The sequence below is a fragment of the Saccharibacillus sp. CPCC 101409 genome (assembly GCF_030518235.1).
In the GTDB taxonomy this organism is placed as follows: Bacteria; Bacillota; Bacilli; order Paenibacillales; family Paenibacillaceae; genus Saccharibacillus.
The window spans coordinates 509,217-528,954 of sequence record NZ_JAULSA010000001.1 but is presented as its reverse complement, the minus strand read 5'-3'; the positions used below and the strand labels follow the sequence as shown (position 1 = coordinate 528,954).

At 58.5% G+C, this 19,738-nt stretch carries 18 protein-coding genes; 5 read left to right on the top strand and 13 right to left on the bottom strand.

Translation table 11 applies throughout. The features are described from left to right. Positions 1–8: 8 nt before the first annotated feature. Together QWJ34_RS02205 and QWJ34_RS02200 are read right to left on the bottom strand one after the other, a co-directional pair. Positions 9–1,019, bottom strand: a complete 1,011-nt coding sequence (locus tag QWJ34_RS02205) for a cell wall hydrolase (protein ID WP_302725412.1) — start codon at positions 1,017–1,019, stop codon at positions 9–11. Between the two features lie 383 nt (positions 1,020–1,402). Next, on the bottom strand, positions 1,403–3,004 hold the full coding sequence (locus tag QWJ34_RS02200; RefSeq protein ID WP_302725411.1) for a copper amine oxidase N-terminal domain-containing protein: 1,602 nt from the start codon (positions 3,002–3,004) through the stop codon (positions 1,403–1,405). A gap of 305 nt (positions 3,005–3,309) precedes the next feature. Between QWJ34_RS02200 and QWJ34_RS02195 the strand changes: the two genes are divergently transcribed. The 3 genes from QWJ34_RS02195 to QWJ34_RS02185 all read left to right on the top strand — a co-directional run bounded on the left by QWJ34_RS02195 (position 3,310) and on the right by QWJ34_RS02185 (position 6,225). Further along, positions 3,310–3,888, top strand: a complete 579-nt coding sequence (locus QWJ34_RS02195; RefSeq protein WP_302725410.1) for an RNA polymerase sigma factor — start codon at positions 3,310–3,312, stop codon at positions 3,886–3,888. Then, positions 3,885–5,246 (top strand): anti-sigma factor, encoded by a 1,362-nt coding sequence (locus QWJ34_RS02190; RefSeq protein ID WP_302725409.1) that lies wholly within the window; start codon positions 3,885–3,887, stop codon positions 5,244–5,246. The genes QWJ34_RS02195 and QWJ34_RS02190 overlap by 4 nt, the downstream gene beginning before the upstream one ends. Positions 5,247–5,769: 523 nt before the next feature. Beyond that, complete coding sequence (locus QWJ34_RS02185) at positions 5,770–6,225, top strand: AraC family transcriptional regulator (RefSeq protein WP_302725408.1); 456 nt, start codon at positions 5,770–5,772, stop codon at positions 6,223–6,225. A 196-nt stretch (positions 6,226–6,421) separates the two neighbouring features. On the opposite strand, the gene thpR is transcribed toward QWJ34_RS02185, so the two are convergent. Both thpR and QWJ34_RS02175 read right to left on the bottom strand, forming a co-directional pair. Then, positions 6,422–7,357, bottom strand: a complete 936-nt coding sequence (gene thpR, locus QWJ34_RS02180) for an RNA 2',3'-cyclic phosphodiesterase (protein WP_302725407.1) — start codon at positions 7,355–7,357, stop codon at positions 6,422–6,424. Between the two features lie 54 nt (positions 7,358–7,411). Beyond that, a complete protein-coding gene (locus tag QWJ34_RS02175) occupies positions 7,412–8,260 on the bottom strand; it encodes a YihY/virulence factor BrkB family protein (protein ID WP_302725406.1) in 849 nt (282 codons plus the stop codon). A 205-nt stretch (positions 8,261–8,465) separates the two neighbouring features. Between QWJ34_RS02175 and QWJ34_RS02170 the strand changes: the two genes are divergently transcribed. Beyond that, the gene (locus QWJ34_RS02170; RefSeq protein WP_302725405.1) at positions 8,466–9,416 is read left to right on the top strand and encodes a D-2-hydroxyacid dehydrogenase; all 951 of its coding nucleotides are present in this window, start codon (positions 8,466–8,468) and stop codon (positions 9,414–9,416) included. A gap of 161 nt (positions 9,417–9,577) precedes the next feature. Here QWJ34_RS02170 and QWJ34_RS02165 read toward each other — a convergent pair whose 3' ends face one another. Then, on the bottom strand, positions 9,578–10,504 hold the full coding sequence (locus QWJ34_RS02165) for a DMT family transporter (protein ID WP_302725404.1): 927 nt from the start codon (positions 10,502–10,504) through the stop codon (positions 9,578–9,580). A gap of 143 nt (positions 10,505–10,647) precedes the next feature. Here QWJ34_RS02165 and QWJ34_RS02160 point away from each other — a divergent pair, with 143 nt between their 5' ends. Continuing rightward, positions 10,648–12,183, top strand: coding sequence for an aminotransferase-like domain-containing protein (locus tag QWJ34_RS02160; protein ID WP_302725403.1), 1,536 nt, complete (start codon positions 10,648–10,650; stop codon positions 12,181–12,183). Between the two features lie 170 nt (positions 12,184–12,353). Here QWJ34_RS02160 and QWJ34_RS02155 read toward each other — a convergent pair whose 3' ends face one another. The 8 genes from QWJ34_RS02155 to QWJ34_RS02120 all read right to left on the bottom strand — a co-directional run bounded on the left by QWJ34_RS02155 (position 12,354) and on the right by QWJ34_RS02120 (position 19,734). After that, entirely contained in the window at positions 12,354–13,304 is a 951-nt protein-coding gene (locus tag QWJ34_RS02155) for an LLM class flavin-dependent oxidoreductase (protein ID WP_302725402.1), read from the bottom strand. Positions 13,305–13,403: 99 nt separating this feature from the next. Then, the gene (locus QWJ34_RS02150; RefSeq protein WP_302725401.1) at positions 13,404–14,810 is read right to left on the bottom strand and encodes a deoxyguanosinetriphosphate triphosphohydrolase family protein; all 1,407 of its coding nucleotides are present in this window, start codon (positions 14,808–14,810) and stop codon (positions 13,404–13,406) included. A 246-nt stretch (positions 14,811–15,056) separates the two neighbouring features. Then, entirely contained in the window at positions 15,057–15,635 is a 579-nt protein-coding gene (locus QWJ34_RS02145; protein ID WP_302725400.1) for a hypothetical protein, read from the bottom strand. A 287-nt stretch (positions 15,636–15,922) separates the two neighbouring features. Further along, a complete protein-coding gene (locus tag QWJ34_RS02140; RefSeq protein ID WP_302725399.1) occupies positions 15,923–16,936 on the bottom strand; it encodes a peptidoglycan recognition protein family protein in 1,014 nt (337 codons plus the stop codon). Positions 16,937–16,960: 24 nt separating this feature from the next. After that, positions 16,961–17,473: a phage holin family protein gene (locus QWJ34_RS02135; protein WP_302725398.1), complete on the bottom strand. Its 513-nt coding sequence runs from the start codon at positions 17,471–17,473 to the stop codon at positions 16,961–16,963. 83 nt (positions 17,474–17,556) lie between these two features. After that, positions 17,557–17,697, bottom strand: a complete 141-nt coding sequence (locus tag QWJ34_RS02130) for a hypothetical protein (protein WP_302725397.1) — start codon at positions 17,695–17,697, stop codon at positions 17,557–17,559. A 73-nt stretch (positions 17,698–17,770) separates the two neighbouring features. Beyond that, a complete protein-coding gene (locus QWJ34_RS02125; RefSeq protein WP_302725396.1) occupies positions 17,771–18,004 on the bottom strand; it encodes a hypothetical protein in 234 nt (77 codons plus the stop codon). A gap of 122 nt (positions 18,005–18,126) precedes the next feature. Next, positions 18,127–19,734: a phage tail protein gene (locus QWJ34_RS02120; protein WP_302725395.1), complete on the bottom strand. Its 1,608-nt coding sequence runs from the start codon at positions 19,732–19,734 to the stop codon at positions 18,127–18,129. Positions 19,735–19,738 lie beyond the last annotated feature (4 nt).

Here is a 19,738-nt window from a genome sequence, read left to right as displayed (position 1 = left end):
AGATTCGTTTATTTGAAAAAGGTATGATGTCCGATCTTTTTGACCGGCGTGCGCGTATTCGGGATCGTCATATCGGTCGCCAAAGAAATCGACACGAAATAATACGTATTGTCCGGCACTTCCTTGACACCGTTCAAAGCGTCTTTCACGGCTTTGACACAGTCTTCGGACGGGACTACGCGATCGAAACGGCCGTTTTGAACAGGCGAGAACTGATATCTCTGGTAAATAACGTCTCGGATTGTGTTGGGATAGTCGGCGGACCGGAGTCGGTTCAGGACAACGTTGGCGACAGCCACTTTGCCTGCGTACGGTTCGCCTTCCGCTTCGGCCATGACGATTCGTTCCAGCAGAAGCAGGTCTTCATCGGATAGGGCGTAGGTCCAGGTCGCTTCGGAAGCTTGATCCTGGCTGAGCAGCTCGGTCCGGGTGAAGAACAATTTTTTGGGGGAAGTGTTTACGGTCGCCGCGCCGGCATCGGAAGATGCTTCGGTTTTGGCCGCTTTCTCGGCTTTTGCAGCGGTCTTGGCTTCGGCTTTGGCGGCTGCTTTTGCAGCAGTTTCGGCTTTGGCTTTGGCCTCTGCTTTGGCGGCGGTTGCGGCTGCGGACTTCTGAGCGGAAACGGCCGCGGATTGGGCTTGTTTCTGAGCGCTCTTCTGTTTGTCGGAGACATTCGAAGAATCCTTGGTCTGGGTCTTCTTCGAAGAAGTCTTGGCTTTATCCTCGGTTACGGATTGGTCTTTGGCTGCGGATTGCTTGCTGTCCAGCTGCTTGTCCGCGGAAGAATCGGCTGCTTTCTCGTCGTCCTGCGTCCAAGCGGCGGTCCTCGATGAAAGCGCGGGATGAAAAACTTCGTCGAATACGACGTCGGTCAATTCGCAGGCCCCCATGCCGGCGATTTCCGATTGTTTGGCGGTTGCATGACCGTCGCTCGACGCCCACACCGTTCCTGCACAAATGAAAATCAAGATCACGCCGACGATCAGCACGACCCAGCGATTATTTTTGAGTTGTTCCATAATATCCTCCTGACTCTCGGCATACTCCCCTTCTATGTAACCGTTCCTAAGGCGTTTGAATCCGGTTTTTACCGAAAGCATGTTCGCTTTTTTGGAACGGATTTTACGAAAGAAAAGGAGGCGAAAAAAAATGCACAAAGCTTATTATACCTCACATGTGCGCTTTTTTCATCTTTTTTCATTTTGTCCGCGTATTTCGGGGGTTTTTCAGCGGCTTGAACCCGGGGCTTTTTCGAGCTGTCTTCCTTCCTTAACAGACTGTCGGCGGCGAAGCGAAACAAACAGCCGATCTGCGAAGCCGCGCGGTTCGCACACCAAAAAAAGGACGGCCCGAGAATGCGGGCCGTCCTGCGTTTTTTCTATCCCGTTGTCCGTCAAAAAATTTACTGCGCTTTGGTCAGCGTAATGTCGCCCGTAGCGGCTTTCCAGCCGACCGTCCAGCCCAGCGCCTGCGTAACCGCGCGGACCGGAATTTGCGTGCGTCCGTGATCCACGATCGCCATCGCGCCCAGACTGCGTTTCGTTCCGTCCACCCAGAAAGCGTCTTTGCCGATCTGGAATTTGACGGTGCTTCCGCCCTGCATCAGTTCGACCGTTTTGCTCGACGCCGTATATTTCAGATCCGCGCCGATGCTTTCCGCCAGATAGCGCAGCGGAATGTAAGTCGTATTGTTGCGGACAAGCGGGGCGACGTCCATGGTCATCGACTTGCCGTCGACCGTTACGGTGCGGCTGCCGACTTTGAGCTTGATCGTTTGCGTTTCCATGCCCGGCATATTCGGCATCGACGTTGTCGGAGGAGTCGTCGTCGCCGTCTCGAATTTGGCCGGGAACTGCTTCACGATCGCTTCGCCCAGCGTTCCCGCGAACATGAACATATGCTGGTAAGCTTCGTGCGCCGTCGGATATACCGCGGCATAACTGCCGGCCGCGTAACCGTCGAATGCTTTAAGCAGCTGGTCGATATGCATGCGCAGTCCCGATTCCAGCGCCGCCTGCGGCAGATTCGGATTGGCGCCCGCAAAGAAAGCCGCCTGCTTCACGATATAATCGCTCAGATTGTCTTTGGCTTTTTGCTGGCCCGCCGTGTCTTTCTTCGACGTTGCCGTCACATAGTCCACCAGGAACCCGATATGCGAAGCCCAGATCGGCTTGAACGCCGCTCCCGCGTCTTTGCCGTATACGGAAGCCACCGCAGCCGTCAGTTCATCGGTATTCTTGCTCAGCAGCGCAGCCGCGTTTTGGAAATCCGGTGCGCCGTCGATTCCTTTTTGCATCGTCCAAACGGCCAGGATCGCATGCTCGCCGAGCACGCTGTCGAGCGCCGAGCGCAGGTTGGACGCCGGGCTCGCCAGATTGCCGGTGAATTTGGACGGGAACTGTTTGACGATAGCGCCCGAGATTGCGTCGCCCGTCATAAACATATGTTTGAACGCCATGTCAGCCTGCGAATATGCCTGCGTATAGTTCTTGGCGACATAGCTGTCGAAAGCGGACAGCAGGTGGTCGATATGCACCTTAAGCCCGGCTTCGATTGCGCTTTGGCTCAGATTCGGATTGGCGTCGGCAAAAAATTTGGCCTGCTTGACGCGGTAAGCGTCCAGGTTGTCGAGCGCTTTCTGCTTGCCGGCCGCGTCGCCTGTCTTGACAGCCGTCACATAATCGACAAAAAACCCGATATGCGAAGCCCAGATCGGCTTGAACGCCGCTCCCGCGTCGCTGCCGTAGACCGAAGCGATTGCCGCCGTCAACTCGTCGGTATTGGTGCCGAGAGCCGCCGCCGATTGGGCAAAATCGCCTTTTCCGTCATAGCCCTTCTGCATCGCAATTACGGCAAGCAGCGCGTGTTCGCCGAGAATGCCGCCCAGCGCGCTGCGCAGATCCTCCGCTTTGCCCTGCGTCGTCGGCGCGGCGGAAGCGAGCGTCGGAACAAGCAGCAGAATCGCCATCAGAACCGCCGCTACTTTGACCAAACTTTTTTTCATTCAGTTCACACTCCTCTGATTGGTATGATTGCCTCGGTGTTCATTGAATGTGCCGAATCCTCTGTTCCGATCGAGTGAAATGAAGCACGGCCGCTAATGCATCTTTACCTCCTCTCCGCCTTCTTTCTCCATTTTATCCCTTATCCAACAAAATGATTCAGCCAACATTCTATATATAACCATTTATAATCTTAAATTCCACTTTACAGATAAAAAAAGAAATTTTCCGGGCAAACAAAGCAATCCATAGCAAAAGAATTTGCGAACGGTATAATAGGAGGGAGAATACTGAGAGGAGCTCCTGGATGAACGAACAAGCGGAAGACCTGCGATTGATCCGGCGGATTGCCGACCGGGACGCGGGAGCGCTGGAACAGCTGTACGACGCTTACGAAAGGTCCGTGTACGCTTTTGCCTACCGATTGCTGAACGACGCCATGACCGCGGAAGAAGCGGTGCAGGAGCTGTTTCTGCGAATCTGGAACAATGCGGAGCGCTACGACTCCTCCCACGGTAAATTGTCGACCTGGATGTTCGCGCTCACCCGCAATATTTCGATCGATCTGATCCGGCGGCGAAGCGCCCGCGCAGCGGCCGTGCCTGTCGAAGACGAGCATCTGAACGCCGTCGTGGACGAAGCTTCGGATACGGAACTCGCCGTGGAACGCACGCTCGAAGGAGAAAACATCCGGGCGGCCCTGAACGAATTGAACGACGAGCAGCAGCAGGTTATCGACCTGATCTATTATCAAGGTTTGACGCAGCAGGAGGTCTCCACCCGCTGCGAAATCCCGCTCGGCACGGTCAAAAGCCGGGTGAGGCTGGCTTTAAAGCAGCTGCAAAGGCGGCTGTCGGGAGCGGAAAGGGGGGAATCGCGAGCATGAACGAACGCAAAGAAGAATTTATGGACTGGGCCGAGCTGTACGTACTCGGCGGATTGGACGAAGCGGAAGCACTAGAATACGAAGCCTATCTGCAGCAAAGCGCGGACGAGCGGCGGCGCGTAGCGGAACTGCGCGACGTTGTCGGCATGCTGCCTCTGGCGGCGGACCCGGTGCTTCCCCCTGCCGGAATGAAAACGAGAGTGCTGGCGGGCATACTCGGCGGCGCAGCCGGGACGCAGAGCGCGGAAAAACCTGCGCGCGCGGACGGACGGACAAGCGGTTCGGCCGGGCTTCAGGGGTTGGATGGCGGATCGTTGAAGGGAAACCGCATCAACGATGCGTATGAAACGCCGGACGCGGACAGCGAGCCGCGGACCGAAAGCCGCATCGACGATGCGGACGGAAGACCGGGTGTGGAAAGCGGCCTGCCGGCCGACGGCGAGGCCGAACTGCTGCTCGAGCAGGCGAAGCTGGCTGCCGAAGCGGACGAAGCCCGGCGCGCGGCTCAGCGGCGCGGCACAGACGCGGTCCACGCCGGAGACGCGGCGCTGCTTGCGGCGAAGCCGGAAGCGGACCTGGCGCAGCCGGTACGCACGGGTGTCGCGGACGCGGAGGAAGCGCGCGGCGCGGACAACGGCGGCGCGGATGCGATGCGGAACGCGGGCACGCGAAGCGACAGCGTGGATGCGGTGCGGAGCGAAAGCGCGGGCACGCGAAGCGGCAGCGCGGATGCGGTGCGGAGCGAAAGCGCGGGTATTGACGCGCGGAGCGAAGCGGCGGGACGCGGCGCGGACGGCGGCGCGCGGACGGGCGCAGCCCGAAACGGCGCGCGTGGCGGACGCGGGCGCGGCCTGTGGGCCGGAGCCGCGGCGGTACTGGCCGCGGCGGCCGTGGTGCTGGGCGTGTACTCCGCCCAGCTGCGCGGCGAGATCGACGGGATGCACGCCGATCTGACCGCGATGCAGGAGCGGGCTGCGGATATGGAGCAGCAGCTTGCGTTGAACGCGCAGCCGGCTATCGGCGCGCAGGTGGAACAATCGGTGCCGCTGTCCGGCGGCGAAAACGATCCGAATGCCAGCGGCATGGCGTCGATGGTAAAAGACGGCACCGGCATGCATCTGGTCGTGCAGGCTCAGGATCTGCCGGCGCTCAGCGGCGACGAAGCTTACCAGATCTGGCTGATCAAAGACGGCCAGCCTTACAACGCCGGCACTTTCGTTTCCGGCAGCCGCAGCGGCGGCCTGTCGTATGCGATCCAGCCGGACGACTACGACATGATCGCCATCACGCTGGAACCGGACGCCCAGGGCGACCAGCCCCGCGGACGGATGGTGCTTACCGGAGCGGTGAACGGCTGACGATTCGCCGCTGCAAAGTTGATCGAGTCATCGTCTGCAACTTCCATATAACAAACAAGAAGCCCTCGAAGCTTCCGGCGAATGTCCGGATTCGAGGGCTTTTTCCTATTCGGATTCGGCAAGCCCCTATCGATTGACAAGAACTTTTTCGCGTCTCTCATAGTCGGATTCGGATGCAGAAATCCACTTTATTCTTTCCGATTGCTTTCCTTTTCCGATTGAAGTGCAAATCTACATCTTATTTCTTCAAAACACACTTCAACACTCAAAACCGGGCTTTTAAAGTGGATTCCTGCATCCTATTCGCGATTGCGAGAAGTTTTCGAGCCGATAAGATGGAATTTCGCATTTCAGCTGCGTCCTGTCTGTTCGAACCTCGATTATGCGCGCTATTCATCCATTCTCTTCCTATTAATAAGCGAAAAAGAATCCCAATATTTTAAAAGTATTTAGTGAATATTATTTTATAGTCGATTACATTCAAATCAGCGGCGCGGTCGGGCTGCGGAAAGGGAGAAAACAAATGGATGAATTTATTCAATATTTGCCGGAACTGCGTATCGCTTATGCACACCGGACGGGACCTTACGGACCGGGCAATCTGGAAACGATGGAACGGATCAAAGAATGGGCGCGGGAAAACGGGCTGCTTACCCGTGCCGCGGTGCTGCTCGGGATTTCGCAGGACGACCCGCGAAAAGTTCCGCCCGAGCACTGCCGGTACGACGCCTGCATCGGCGTAGATGAAGCCTTCCCGATCGATCCGCCGATGCTCGACGGACGTTTTGACGGCGGTTTGTACGCGATCCGCCGTATCCCGCACACTGCCGAAGCGGTGCAAAAAGCCTGGGAAGAAATCGTTCCCGCTTTGCAAAAAGCCGGCTATCGCATAGACGATAAGCCGGCTTTGGAACGCTACAGCGGCGAACTGCTGCTCCGCCATGAATGCGAAATCTGCGTGCCGGTTCTGCCGCAGTAAGCGTTGAACTCCCGACGGGTTTGCAGCCGGGAGTCCAAATCGCAAAGCTTCGGGCGGAAGGATAAGTGTGCGCTCCGGTTTGAATCAATCGGGCGTTTACGCCGGCCGCATGGCCGCCCGGCAGCGCTGACAGCCGCCGCAGCCCGCTTTGCCCGGCCGCCGTCGAACCGGACGGCTCATGCCGTACGGCCGGCCGTCAGGTCCGGCCTGCCGATTCGCCCGCGGCTTTGCCGCCCCGCAGCGGAAATTCCGCAATGCGCTCGTACATCGGACGCCGGTGCATATGCGTCCGGTACAGTACCGCCCGGTCGATCATTCCGACCGGGCTCTTCGGCGCGCCGGCCAGCACGTCCGGCGCGAACGGCCTCCGGCCCGCATATTTGCGGGCCAGCGTCATATGCGCGCGGAAGCTGCGCTTCTCCGGCGCAAAGCCCAGCGGCGCAAGCGCCGCTTCGGCCGCCGCGGCCAGGCGCGCGAGCGGCTCCATGCCTTCGGCCGGCTCCGCGTACAGCACGCGCGGCGCGTCCGGCAGCCCGAATGTGCCCGCGCCGTCCAGCGACAGCGCGAACGGCTCCTGCGGAGCCAGGGCTTCGCGCAGCGCCTGCGCGATCGCCGGAATGCGTTCGGGCTCCACATCGCCCAGGAACTTCAACGTCAAGTGATAATCGCGCGCATCCGTCCAGCGCCGAAAAGCTTCCTCGCCCGCCGCTTCGCGCGCCCAGGCGGCAAATAGCAGCGCCGCCGGGCCTTCCACCGGCACGGCGGCGAAGATCCGCTGCGCTTCTTCGCCCTGCCCCCGCAGCTCTCCGCCGGCCGATTCCTGCCGGCCTCCTTCATCCGCTTCGTCGTCTCCTCCGGCAGGCTTGCGCCGGTTCGCCTTCTCCGCTTTGTCGTCTCCCCCGGCAGGCTTGCGCCGGTTCGCCTTCTTCGCTTCGTCGTCTCCCCCGGCAGGCTTGCGCCGATTCGCCTTTTCCGCTTCGTCGTCTCCCCCGGCAGGCTCGCGCCGGTCCGTTTCCTCCTTTAGATCCGCTCCGCCGGCGAACTCATACCGGTCCGTTTTCGTCACTCGCTCCGCTCCGCCGGCAGCCTCATATCGCCCCGCTCCCGGCCGCGCGATTTCATTTTCGCTCAATACACTCGCCTCCTTACGCTCCGTGCCGGCGCTCCATAGAACGCGAACCCTTTTTCACACGCCCCGCTCGGTCGTTTTCCGCCCCGGACGCACATGCGACTTGCCGGCTTTCAGCGTTGCGTTGACCTCGCCGCCGACGATGATAATGATCGAACTGAGATACAGCCAGGTCAGCAGGATAATCACCCCGCCCAGACTGCCGTACGTTTTGGTGAAATTCCCGAAGTTGTTGACGTAGAACGAGAACAGCAGCGAAGTCACCAGCCAGCCGACCGTCGCGAAGATCGCGCCGGGAAGCGCTTCGCGGATACGGACCTGCCGGTTCGGCGCGATCCAGTACAGGGCGGTGAACACCGCGATCAGCACCACGAGCGGAATACTGTACTGAAGCGGCCCCCATACACTCTGGAAGCCCGGCGGGTAATGAAGCAAACGATCGATCTGATCGCCGATCCACGTCCCGAACACGAGCAGAATCACGCTGACCAGCAGCACGATGCCGAGTACGAGCGTAGACAGCAGCGACACCAGGCGGATCTGCCAGAATTTGCGGTTTTCCTCGACGTCGTACGCTTTGTTCAATCCTTTGATGACGGCGTTGATGCCTCTCGAAGCGGTCCACAGCGTCGCGATCATCCCGATCGACAGCAGCGCGCTGCTTCCTTTGGTCACTTCGCTCAGGATGCCTTCCACCATATCCATCGCCGCGCCCGGCACCACCTGCCTCGCCAGCCGCAGCATCTCGGTAATCGACAGGTCCACATAACCGACCAGCGTCACCAGAAAAATAAGAAACGGGAAAAACGACAGCAGCAAATAGTAAGCCAGCTGGGCCCCGATTCCCGTTACTTCGTCGTCCCGAATGCGTACAAACAGCCGGTACCCGAAATCGAAGGTATACATTGCATATTTTCCGATCATGGCAGCTCCTTCAAGGTTATTCGGCCGGACGGTCGGTTTTTGCGCTCCGCGCTCCCTTGCCTACTGATATATACCCGCTTTTTGCCCCGTGCCTAGCGTCCAAGCCGCCGCGGGAAGATTTATACGCCGAACTTTGCTAGAATAAAAAAGAGTAATCTTCACAGACCCAAAGGAGGAACAGCCCCGAATGCCGACTATCGTTTCGCTGTACGAACTGCCAGAGGACCAAACGCGGAAGATTCAAGAGATCGCGCCGGACTACGAATTCAAGACCGTGCCGATCAAGGAAGTGACCCCCGAACAGATCAAGGAAGCGGATATTTTGCTGGGCTGGAATCGTAAAATGGAAGACGCGGCGCTGGAAAGCGACAACCTGAAATGGATTCAGGCGTGGTCCGCGGGCGTCGATTATTTTCCGATGGATCGCCTGAAAGAAAAAAACGTCCGGTTGACCACCGCCGGAGGCGTGCACGCCATCCCGATCTCCGAGCATATTTTCGCCGTTTTGCTGAGCATGACCCGCAGTCTGCACGCCAATATCCGCAGTCAGGCGCAGGGCGTATGGCAAAAAGACGGAAATTACGGCGAGATTGCCGGGCGCACGATGGCGATCGTCGGCACCGGCCATATCGGACGCCAGACGGCGAAGATCGCCAAAGCGTTCGGCATGCGCACGATCGGCGTGCGCCATTCCGGCCGTCCGGAAGAACATATCGACGAGATGTACAAAACGGACGGGATCGAAGAAGCGTTCGGCAAAGCCGACGTGATCGTCAATATCCTGCCGCTGACCGACGAGACGCGCCGTTTCTTCAATAAAGACAGTCTGGCTTACGTCAAAAAAGGCGCGCTGTTTATCAACGTGGGCCGCGGCCAGAGCGTCGATACCGATGCGCTGATCGAAGCGCTCGACTCCGGACGTTTGTCCGGCGCGGCGCTAGACGTGTTCGAACAAGAACCGCTGCCGGAAGACCATCCGCTGTGGAAGCGCGATGACGTGGTGATTACGCCGCACGTCGCGGGCAACACCGACCATTACGACGAGCGCGCCGCCGAGATTTTTATCGCCAACCTGGAAGCGTTCGTCAAAGGCAAAGAACTGCCGCGCAACCTGGTCGATCTGGACAAACGGTATTGAGCGGATGCTTTACGGCCCGGAAGCGGAATAAGAATCAGGCGTAAAAGTATTAAAAAAAGCACGGACATCCAACCTTTTCGAGGTTAGGACGCCGTGCTTTTTTAATAGGAATGCAAACAAACTTGCTTTCTCGTGGAATGAGCCGGTTTCCAAACCGTTCTTCACGCCGTGTTCCTGGCCTGGGCCGCCGCTTTGCGGGCACGGATCAGCGAACGCAGCGAACCCCAGTTGGTCAGCAGCACGCCCGCGAGCACGACGACCGAACCCGCGGCGGCGTTCCAGTGCAGCGGTTCGCCGTATATTTTGGCGCCGAGCGCCAGCGCGATAAACGGCGAGACGTACAGCCATGTGGTCGGAAACACCGGATGCGTGCGCGATACGAGCCAGTAGAACAGCGAATGTCCCGCCATCGAACCGATCAGGGTCAGGTACAGCAGCGAAAACAGCGCCGACGCCGCATCGCCGATGCCGGCCTGCCCGCGTTCCGCCAGCAGCGACAGCAGAAGCAGCATCCAGCCGCCGTGCATCATCTGCGCCGCGTTCAGCGCGATCGGCGAAGCGTCCGGCAGCCTGGCGGTCGTATGCTTTGCCAGCAGCGCGCCGCTCGCATAGCCGATCTCGCCCGCGACCACGACCAGTCCGGCGATCAGCCACATCCGGCCGTGTTCGGCCTGCGCGCCCGGCAGAAGCAGCAGCGCCACGCCCGCCGTGCCGATCAGCGTGCCGGTCAGCGCAAGCTTCGGAATCCGGACGCGGGATACGCCCGCCTGCAGCAGCAGGATAAAAGCCGGCCCCGTCGCCGACAGCACCGAAGCCAGGCCGGACGAGATATACTGCTCCGCCCAGTACAGCGCCGCGAACGTGCAGAACGTCAGGCCGAAGCCGGTCCACACCGTTTCTCGCCGCAGCAGCAGCGAGAAGCTGATTCTGCGGCGGGCATACATCCAGACCATCACCAGCAAACCGGCCGCGAAGAAGCGCAGCCCCGCGCCGAGAAACGGCGGCAGACCGGCTTCCACGCCGATCTTGATCGCCAGAAAAGTCGTGCCGAAGATCAGGCACATCGTCAAATACCCGAGTAGAATCATCTGTTACTCCTCCTTCGTTTGCCTTATTGTAGAAGGAAGACCGCAGAACAGATGCGCCGCCGCAGAACAGACGATAGCAATCGGGCTGCGCGAAGAACGATTTAAGCGTACAATAAGCGGCAGCAGAAAGGAGAGTTGTCCCCATGACCGAACCCGAATCCGGCTCCGTATCCGGAATGCGAACGCGCCCCGCTTCTTCGCTCGACCTGGCCGGCGAGCTGCGCTCAAGACTCGCGCGCGGCGAATGGTCCGGCGGGGAGAAGCTGCCTTCGATCCGGCGCATGTCCGAAGAAACCGGTTTGCACCGCCTGACCGTGCTCAAAGCCTACACCCGGCTCAAAAACGAAGGCTTGATCGAAGCGCGGGAGAAATCGGGGTATTATGACGCGGCCGCTTTTGCCAGCGCCGACGGCCGCTCGCGGGGAGGCGGCTTTGCGGCAGGCGGACGCGCCGCGGAGACCGGCACCGGCGTCACCGGATATGGCGCGGCCCCGGGCGAACCGGAGCTGCCCTCTCTGCTCGGCGAACTGCACAGCCGGGACTGCCGATACCAGCTGTCCCAGGCGCAGATCGATCCCCTGCTGCTGCCCAATTCCTATCTGGCGGAGCAGGCCAAGCACGTGTTCGATCTTTATCCGCGCGTGCTCGGCACCTACGCGCCGCTGCGCGGCGACGACGAGCTGATCGGAGCGATCGGCCGTTACCTGGAGGAGGACTGCGGCTTCGCGCCGGAACCCGAAGAGCTGCTGGTCATCGGCGGCGCCCAGCAGGGCATTCATCTGGCCGCGGAAGCGCTGGTGCGTCCCGGCGACGCCGTGCTGATCGAACGCCCGAGCTACAGCGCGGCGATCGAGATCTTCGAGCACCGCAGCGCGCGGATCGTGCCGGTGGATATCTATCCGGACGGTTATCGCCTGGACGAGCTGGAACAGCTGATGAGGCAGTACCGGCCGGTCCTGTTCTACCTGAATCCCACTTATCACAACCCGACGGGCTACTGCTTGCCGCCCGAACAGCGCAAACGGCTCGCCGATCTGGCGGAGCGGTACGACTGCATCCTGCTCGAAGACGATCCGTTCCGGGATATTTATTTCGGCCCGCCTCCTCCTCTGCCGATCTACGCCTACGATACGTCCGGCCATACGATCTATCTGCGCAGCTTCAGCAAATATATATTTCCCGGCCTGCGCGTCGGCTGCGCGGCCGCTCCCGCGCATCTGATGCGCAAACTGCTGGAAGCCAAAGCCCGCAGCGGAGGCGGCACGCCGCTGCTGAACCAGAAAGTGTTCGTGCATCACTTCCGCTCGGAACGTTCGCGGCAGCATCTGCACAAGCTGCGCACGGCGCTGCTGCTGCGCAAGGAAGCGATGGAGCGAGCGCTCCGCGGTTCCGGCTGGCGCTGGGAAACGCCCAAAGGCGGGCTGAATCTGTGGATCGAGCTTCCGCCGGGACTTTCCCCGCGGCGGCTGCTGGCCGACTCGCTGGCGGGCGGCCCGTCTCCGGCCGGCGCGCCGGATGCCAAGCCGGAAACGGTATCGTTCGTGCCCGGCTCGTTCTTCGATCCGTCGGGCCGCAGCGACAACCGGATTCGGCTCAGCTACTCGCTGCTCAGCGAGCGCCTGATCGCCGAAGGCGTCGCACTGCTGCTGCGCTGCGCGGATAAAGCGCGGCGGTCCTGAGGCCGTACCGAACAGGCCGGATAGTAAGAATCCGGCCTGTTCGGCAGCAAAAAAACGGAGCGGCCGCGAGCCTTCCGGGAAAGCCGCGCATGCGCTTTTCCCGAAAAGGCTCCGGCCGTCTCCGCCGGGGAATCCTTAATTTGAACGGTTTGTTGGTTTGTTGGCCGCGCTTACTCCGCGATGCCCGCCGCAACTGCGGTCAGGCGGAACGACTCCAGGCGTTCCGCGTAGCCGATCGCCGGACACACGATCATGATCTCGTCGGCTTCGTAAGCGTCGCGGATCTCGTGCAGCCTCTCGCGGACCCGCTGCACATTGCCGACGATCAGCGTCAGGCGGTCGTCCGTGCCTTTGAGATCCGGACGGCCGACCGGCGAATCCGGGAACTGGGCGCGGAATTTCTCGGCCAGCGTCAGCGCTTCGCTGTCGGTCTCCGCGCAGATCGCGTGCACCGCGACCATCACGTGCGGCCGCTCGCGCTGCTCCGAAGGCTGAAACGCATCGCGATACGTCTGCACGATCTCCGGGCCGTCGCTCGAACTCATAAACTGCCCGAACGCGTAATACGCGCCGCAGGAAGCGGCCATATCCGCGCTTTTGGTGTTCGTGCCGAGCATCCACAGCTCGGGCGGCTCCGCCGGCTGCGGTCTTGCGCGCACCGGTTCCCCGTCGTAACGGTAGCTGCCGTCCATGAGCTGGCACAGCTCCCGCACTTTGCCCGGCATCTCGCCGACATGGGCGAGAAAGTTGCCGCTGAGCGCCATCGTCGTATGCGCGTCCCCGCCCGGCGCGCGTCCGACGCCGAGATCGATCCGCCCCGGATAAAGGGCGGACAGCAGATTAAAGCATTCCGCGACTTTGAGCGGGCTGTAATGCGGCAGCAGCACGGCGCCCGCGCCGATGCGTATCCGCTGCGTCTGCGCGCCGATATGCGCCAGCATGACTTCCGGCGCCGTGCAGGCCAGCGAGTCCATGCCGTGATGCTCGGACAGCCAGTAGCGGGTGTAGCCCCACTCCTCCGCGCTTCTGGCCAGCAGCGCCGACTGCCGCAGCGCTTCCTCCGCCGTCGCCCCCCCGAGCTGCGGCGACATATCCAGGATTCCCAATGCCATGTTCGTCATCGTGTACTTCCCCTTCCCTGACGGCCGGATCTTTCCCCGACCCGCTGCATAATCCTTGAAGCCGATTGTCTTTACCGGAAGGATAATGCGGTCTGGCGCCTAATCGATATCGTAAATGGAACCGACTTTGAGTCCGTACAGTTCGTTGTAGATCTTTTCCGCAAACATGTCCGTCATGCCGGCGATGTAATCGATCACCATGCGCTCCCAGGTCCACACCGGCACCGGCTGTCTCTGATCGCGTTCGAAGCGGTGAATCCAATCGCTCGGAATGATCGAGATCGCCGTTTTCGGATCGACGAACGCGTCCCACAGCCGCCGGATAATCCATTCGCTGCGTTTTTGCAGGCGCTGCACGCGCAGGTCGCGAATCATCGTGACCCAGGCGAAGCTTTTCAGCACGCTCACCGTCCGCAGCAGATCGTCGTTTTCCGCGCCTTCTTTGACAAACGTAACCTTTTTCCAGTCTCCGTCGTCGATCACGCCCAGATTGCTCACAAAATGATTGACCCAGTAAGCCTTCACCTCGCGGCGGGTCCGGGAAAAGTCGCGGTCGCAGACCGGCCATTTCATATTCCAGACCTGCAAATAATCGTCCAGCACCTCGCCGACCTTCATGCCGATCGCTTCGCGGCTCATCCCCTGCCATACCCGGTCCTCCAGCGTCTGAATCTTCCCGATAATCAGCCGGTGGATGCTTTCGTCGTGCATAAAATGCTCGTGAACTTCGATCTTGCCCGCTTTTACGCCGTCCTCCAGATCGTGCGCGGAATACGCGATATCGTCGCATAAGTCCATCAGCTGCGCTTCCAGCGTCGTTTTGCGCGTCGGAATCTTCCACTCTTCGCGAATCGCCGAGATGTAGTCCCATTCGTGCCGATACATGCCTTTTTTATTGTCAAGCCCGGAGAACGGATATTTGTTGATGCCGAGCAGCACCGCGTCCGACAGGTTGAGCCCGTCGAGATTTTCCCGTTTCTCCAGAAACATCATTAACCGAAAGTTATGGGCGTTGCCTTCGAAATGCTCGTAGCGGTAGCGCATTTCGTTTCGTTTCTCCCGCTTCTGCTCGGCCGATTCCTTCTTGCCCCTCAGCGCTTTGCGGGTCCGTTCCTCGATCAGCTGTTCCAGAATGTCCGCCAGGACTTCCTCGCCTTTATGCCCGAACGGAGGATGGCCGAAGTCGTGCGCGATCGACGCGCATTCCACCACTTCCGGATCGAGCACCAGCCCGGGGCTGTCGGCGCGCGCAAGCGTGATCTCCGGATATTGAAAAACGAGGTTTTTCGCCGCCTGACGCGCGATCTGCGCCACTTCGAGCGAATGCGTCAGCCGCGTGCGGTAATAGTCTCCCGTGCCCGCGCCGAATACCTGCGACTTGCCCTGCAGCCGGCGGAACGTCGGAGAATGAATCAGCCTCGAGTAATCCCGCTCGAACGCGGACCGCGAGGCTTCGTGTTTGTCTTCGGCATACTGCCGGTGTTCCCTGTGCTGCGTCAAACTCATCTCTATCCAGCCCCGCCCTCTTGATCTAATCCAACCAGTCGGTGTCGATTATACCTGTTTTTGCGCCCTTTTGAAAAGGGGACTGGCGACCTTGTTTCATTATACCAGAGCGGAGGCTGCGGGCTGGATAAAATTGCGAATTCGAAACAAAAAAGGACGGAGATGCACGAATACGCACCACATCTTCGAATGCGGCTTTTCAATATGCACGATCGAACTCGCTTCCGCAGGCAAGTTTGTCCGGCGTCAAGCCTTTTTCAAACAATATATACGCACGGAAGGCAGCAGTGTTGCGATTGCGATCAAAAGTCCCATACTTGTATACAAAAGCTGCACCGGCGACACCGAATTCATCATGTACGTTTGCACCGCGATCCAAACGATCTGTCCGAATCCGACGTACAGCGACAGCGCGTAAACGGGATGCAGCTCCCGGCGATACGGATTCACCGCTTCGGCCGCCGGCCAGCGCGGCAGACGCCACAGCCCGTAAGCGACAACCAGCGGACCTGCGCCGAACAGCAGCAGAAGCAGAATGCCGGGGATGAAGAAGTTCGGGAAAAAGGAACGTTCCAGCAGCGATACCGGCATACCCATCGATTCTCCGCTCGGATCGGCGATCAGCGCGGCTCCGCCGCCGACGGCGCCGAGAGCGAGGAACAGGTGCAGGGAGATCAGCAGGAGTACGGCGATCGGCGTCGTTTGCGGAATCGGATTTCGTTTGTCGGCGGCCTGCCGGGTTTTCGTTTGCGCCGCCTGGCGCTTTTTGAATTTGGCTGCGGAACCGGCTTTGCCGTGCACAACTTTGAGATTCGGTTTCGGCATGTTTGCTCACCTCTCGAAATTTTTGGGGGCGGAATTGCAAGACTGTCGGGACGCCTACAGAAAAAATTCAAGCCGCGTCTGTCCCAGTTCAGCGTAACGGATTCGGCGGACCCGGCGCGCGGACAAGAATCACAGAGGCGGTTTGTGTAAAAATCCGCGCACAAAAAAAGCTCCCGGCACGCTTCCCTTTTGCGGAAGACGTGCCGGGAGCCGGGGAAAGGAGCTGGAGCGGGAGCAGGGAGCCTGCGTTCGAATGTTGAATGCGAGTTTTTAAGTGCGAGTACGAGCTATTCCTGCGGAAGTCCCGCCGCGAGGCGAAGCCGGTTGGCCCGCTCGTGCGCGGAGGCAGCCGCAGACGAGTCCCCGTCCGCTTTCGCTTTGTACCACGCCGGGGACAGCCAGCGGAAAACCAGTTCCTGTACGTTGGACTTGTGCAGCTTGACAGCCGCCGGGAGCTTCTGCCCGGCATCGTCGATGCCCGCCGCCGAACGCAGATTGACGGCCAGCCGGTGAAAATGTTCCGCTTCCGGCTGTTTGCCCGCGGCGCGCGCCTGCGCCCAGGCCGGCCGCACGTATTCGGACACCAGCGCCAGCGCCATGTCCGCGGGCAGCGGGGTGAAGTCGGTCTGCGCCGGAGCGGAAGGCGCGCCGGCTCCGACGGTCCCCGCCGCGTTTCTGCCGCCCGAAGCGGGAGCGGAGCCGGAGGCGGGCAGTTTTGCTTCCGCATTCGGGACAGTCGCAGCGGCGTTCAACTCCGACGCGACGTCGGCGATCAGGTCTTTCAGCGTCCGGCCGCCCGCTTTGAGCGCATTGTCGCAGTCGATTTTCCGCGCCGGATCGAGCTGTTTGTGCGACGGGATAAACAGGCGCGGGTCTTTGTTCCATTTGCCGCAGCAGTAGGCCAGGTACCAGACGAACCGCTTGTACGCCTGCTCGAAGTCGATGCCTCCACCGTAGCACAGCTCCACGCCAAGAGCCGCGTCGTTGGCGTTGTACCCGAAACGCTCGTTGTCGGTCGTAACATTGTAAATGACGTGCCACGCTTTCTCCGCCGGATCGGAACCCGTTCCGGCCGGAACGATCTCCAGAATCTTCTTGTCGTCGATAAACGTATGCGCCGAAGCGGAGCGGTCGGTCAGGGCGTTGAAATATTTGAAATGACTATCCGCCCCCGCTCCCGGATTCCCCGTATCGTGCGCGACAAAAAAAGCCGGCGCTCCGGTAGTCAACCGGAGGCCGGGCCTTGTGTTCGAGCGCTTGGCGATGTAGCGGCGCTCGATGGGGTATTGGGTGAGGTTCACTTGCTTTCATCCTCTCTAAGTTATCTATGCAGTTTTGTTTCCTTCCGTCGTTGGATCTTCGCCCGCCGTTGTCTCGACTTCGGCGGCCTTTTCTTCTTTGACCAGCTCCGGCTGCGCTTCGGGGATAAGCTGCGGATTCTCGGCCGGTCTGGACTTCGATTCAAAAATACGAACCGCGTCCCGGATCACCGGCGGCATCGGCACGCCGATCTTACCAAGGTTTTCGATAACGGAGAGCAGTTCGTTCGCGAGATAAAAAAAGACGACCGCATCCCGGAAGAGATGCAGATCGCCAAGTACGTTATCCACCAAATGCGCAATCGCCATGACCACGAAGATCGCGACTTTTCTAACGATTCCTTCAAACCCAATGCGACTTCGCAGCTCCCCGCGCACCCAAGCCGCCGCCCACCCGGTCAGCCAATCAAGAACAACCAGGATCACCAACAAATTGATCAGCATATTCCACCCTCCAAATAGGTAGCCGACCACAGCCCCGAAGGCTGCGACGGCTCCTTTGATTAGTTGTTCCCCCATCCTCTCTATCTCCCGTCCTTAAAAATAAGAGCCCCCGGGAGTCCCGAGGGCATAAAAATAACCGCGATCCAGATGGATGCGGTTTACTGTGCGGCCGGCGTTTCGGCCAGGATTTCATCGACGATCGACCGGATCGACGGCAGTACGTCTTCCAGTTGCAGGCGGCCGGTGGCGATCAGCAGCACTGCACTGACAGCGAGTTGGCGTTTCAGTTTTTCAGTCATGAGCGTTTCACCTACCTGCATAGCAAGCCAAATTCCGAATCGGAATACGGCGGCTTGGATTCGGGCGCTCATGTTATTCGCCCATCAGTAACGCAGCAAGGCCGTAAATCATTTCCTTGTTGTCGAGATCCGCGGCTTCGAGGGTTTCGACTTTCTCGCGCAGCAGATCGATTTCGGACGGCGGCTGTGGCTGGATTGGTTCGTATGTGTAATAAATTTTCGACGCAGCTTCTCCTTCAAGCAGAATCATACGAATCCAGTAGTAGCCTTCTCGTTCTTCGGGTTCCGGCATTTCGGAATCATCCAAGTAAAGACCATCTGGACTGTAGATTTCGATATCAGCCAGGGATTTATAATTTGCCCAATTCTGGCCGCAGTCCCGTTCCTCTCATACCAAGAAACAAGTTTTCGGCTCATTTTGTTCCCCCTTTAACTGTATACCATTTTCGCATTGAAATTCCGTGTGTCTCCAATGTCGCCATTACTTCCAAAAAAATTATGAAATCCAAATTCCAAAGTTTTACTTAAATCCAAATTTCGCAGATCATAGTTCGCAATTGCGGAGGCGCTGGGAGAAATGGTATAACCTAATTTTGCGCTCAAGGACATCAAGTCTATTTCGAAAAAGCTGACTTGGATGTATCCGCTAAGATCAAGTCCAATATCAAAGTAACTATTACCATTTTTTATATAAATCGCATTATAGCGAGTTGAGCTTGCTGTAGCATAAAAATTGATTGTATTATTAGCGGTGAAAATAATAAAACGACTCAATCCGGCCGGCAGAACAGAAAATGGAAGATACGCACCGCTCTCTTTTCGCACAGAAGAATGGGTTAGAGCACCTTTAACGAGGGTAAGACCGCCCGTTCCGCCGTCTGGAACAGCCTCCGAACTAAATTTCACGCCTTGCAATACCTGCGCCGCCGTCGCATTACCTACCGGCGGGGCGCTACGTGCTAAAAAATAGTTGCCCACCTTGACGAATGTATAAACCGTTCCAGATTTTAAGGCTTGAAATGCGAATTGCGTAGTCGCATTTCTTCGTAATGCGTAAGTTGTGCAGTTATTGACCCGCAACAGCGGATCACCTCCGCCGTTTACAACATTGGGAATAAACGATATTGTGAAACCCTCTGGCAAATCGCCTGATACCGGAGCAAGCGGCGCACTGACAATATAGGATGCGCCCGTATTATTTGTTCCGTCTCCAGTCGAATTTCCACCCCAATGGATGTGAGCTGCAGAATCTGTAACGTGTGCGTAAATATCAGAATCGTCGTTCCAAACTTTCATTCCTCCATAAATAGTGAGCTGCGCTTGACGGAATCCTTTGTAAGAAGCCGTAGCATTTACAGCAATAACGAGTCGGAAGCGGATTGAAGTTACACTAGCCGGCACAGTGAAATCAAATCCTCGCCGCGTCCAATTGTCTCCTGAGCGTGCTCCTACAGAACCCAAAATAGCCCCTGTATCAACACGAATAACCTCGATATAAGAAGCATCATTGGGTTGAGCTTGTTCCAGGTAAAATGCAACGGACGCATTATAGACTGTATTTGAAAAAACAACTATTGGATTGGACTCTAAAATTCGATATATACCGCCTGCTGCTGCCGAATAGGCGAACTCTGCAGTTCCGTCGCCAGCAGATTTTGAACCACTCCAACCTATATCAGAAGTTCTCCAACCTGCCAGCCCAAGCAGCCCCGAGCTATTTGGAAGCAGATTTGATGGACGCGCCGCATCCATCTTTGTATCGGCCAATTCACGAACCTGCCGTACCGCGTCTGCTGTCGCCGCTTTACTTTTACTCGTTCCATTAGTTGTATCGTCAAGCTGTACAATACCTTTTTGTGTCGTGCTCGCATCTGGCAGTGTAGGATCGATGTTTTCCAGATCAGTTCGAATTTGGCCGATCGCCCCGTCAACCTTATCCCAGTTCTCATTTAACATCGTGTCAATATTGAACATCTTATCTTTGTCCACTTCAGAATCAGTTTTAAAAAGCTTCAAATTCTTTGTTTCGCTACTCATGGAT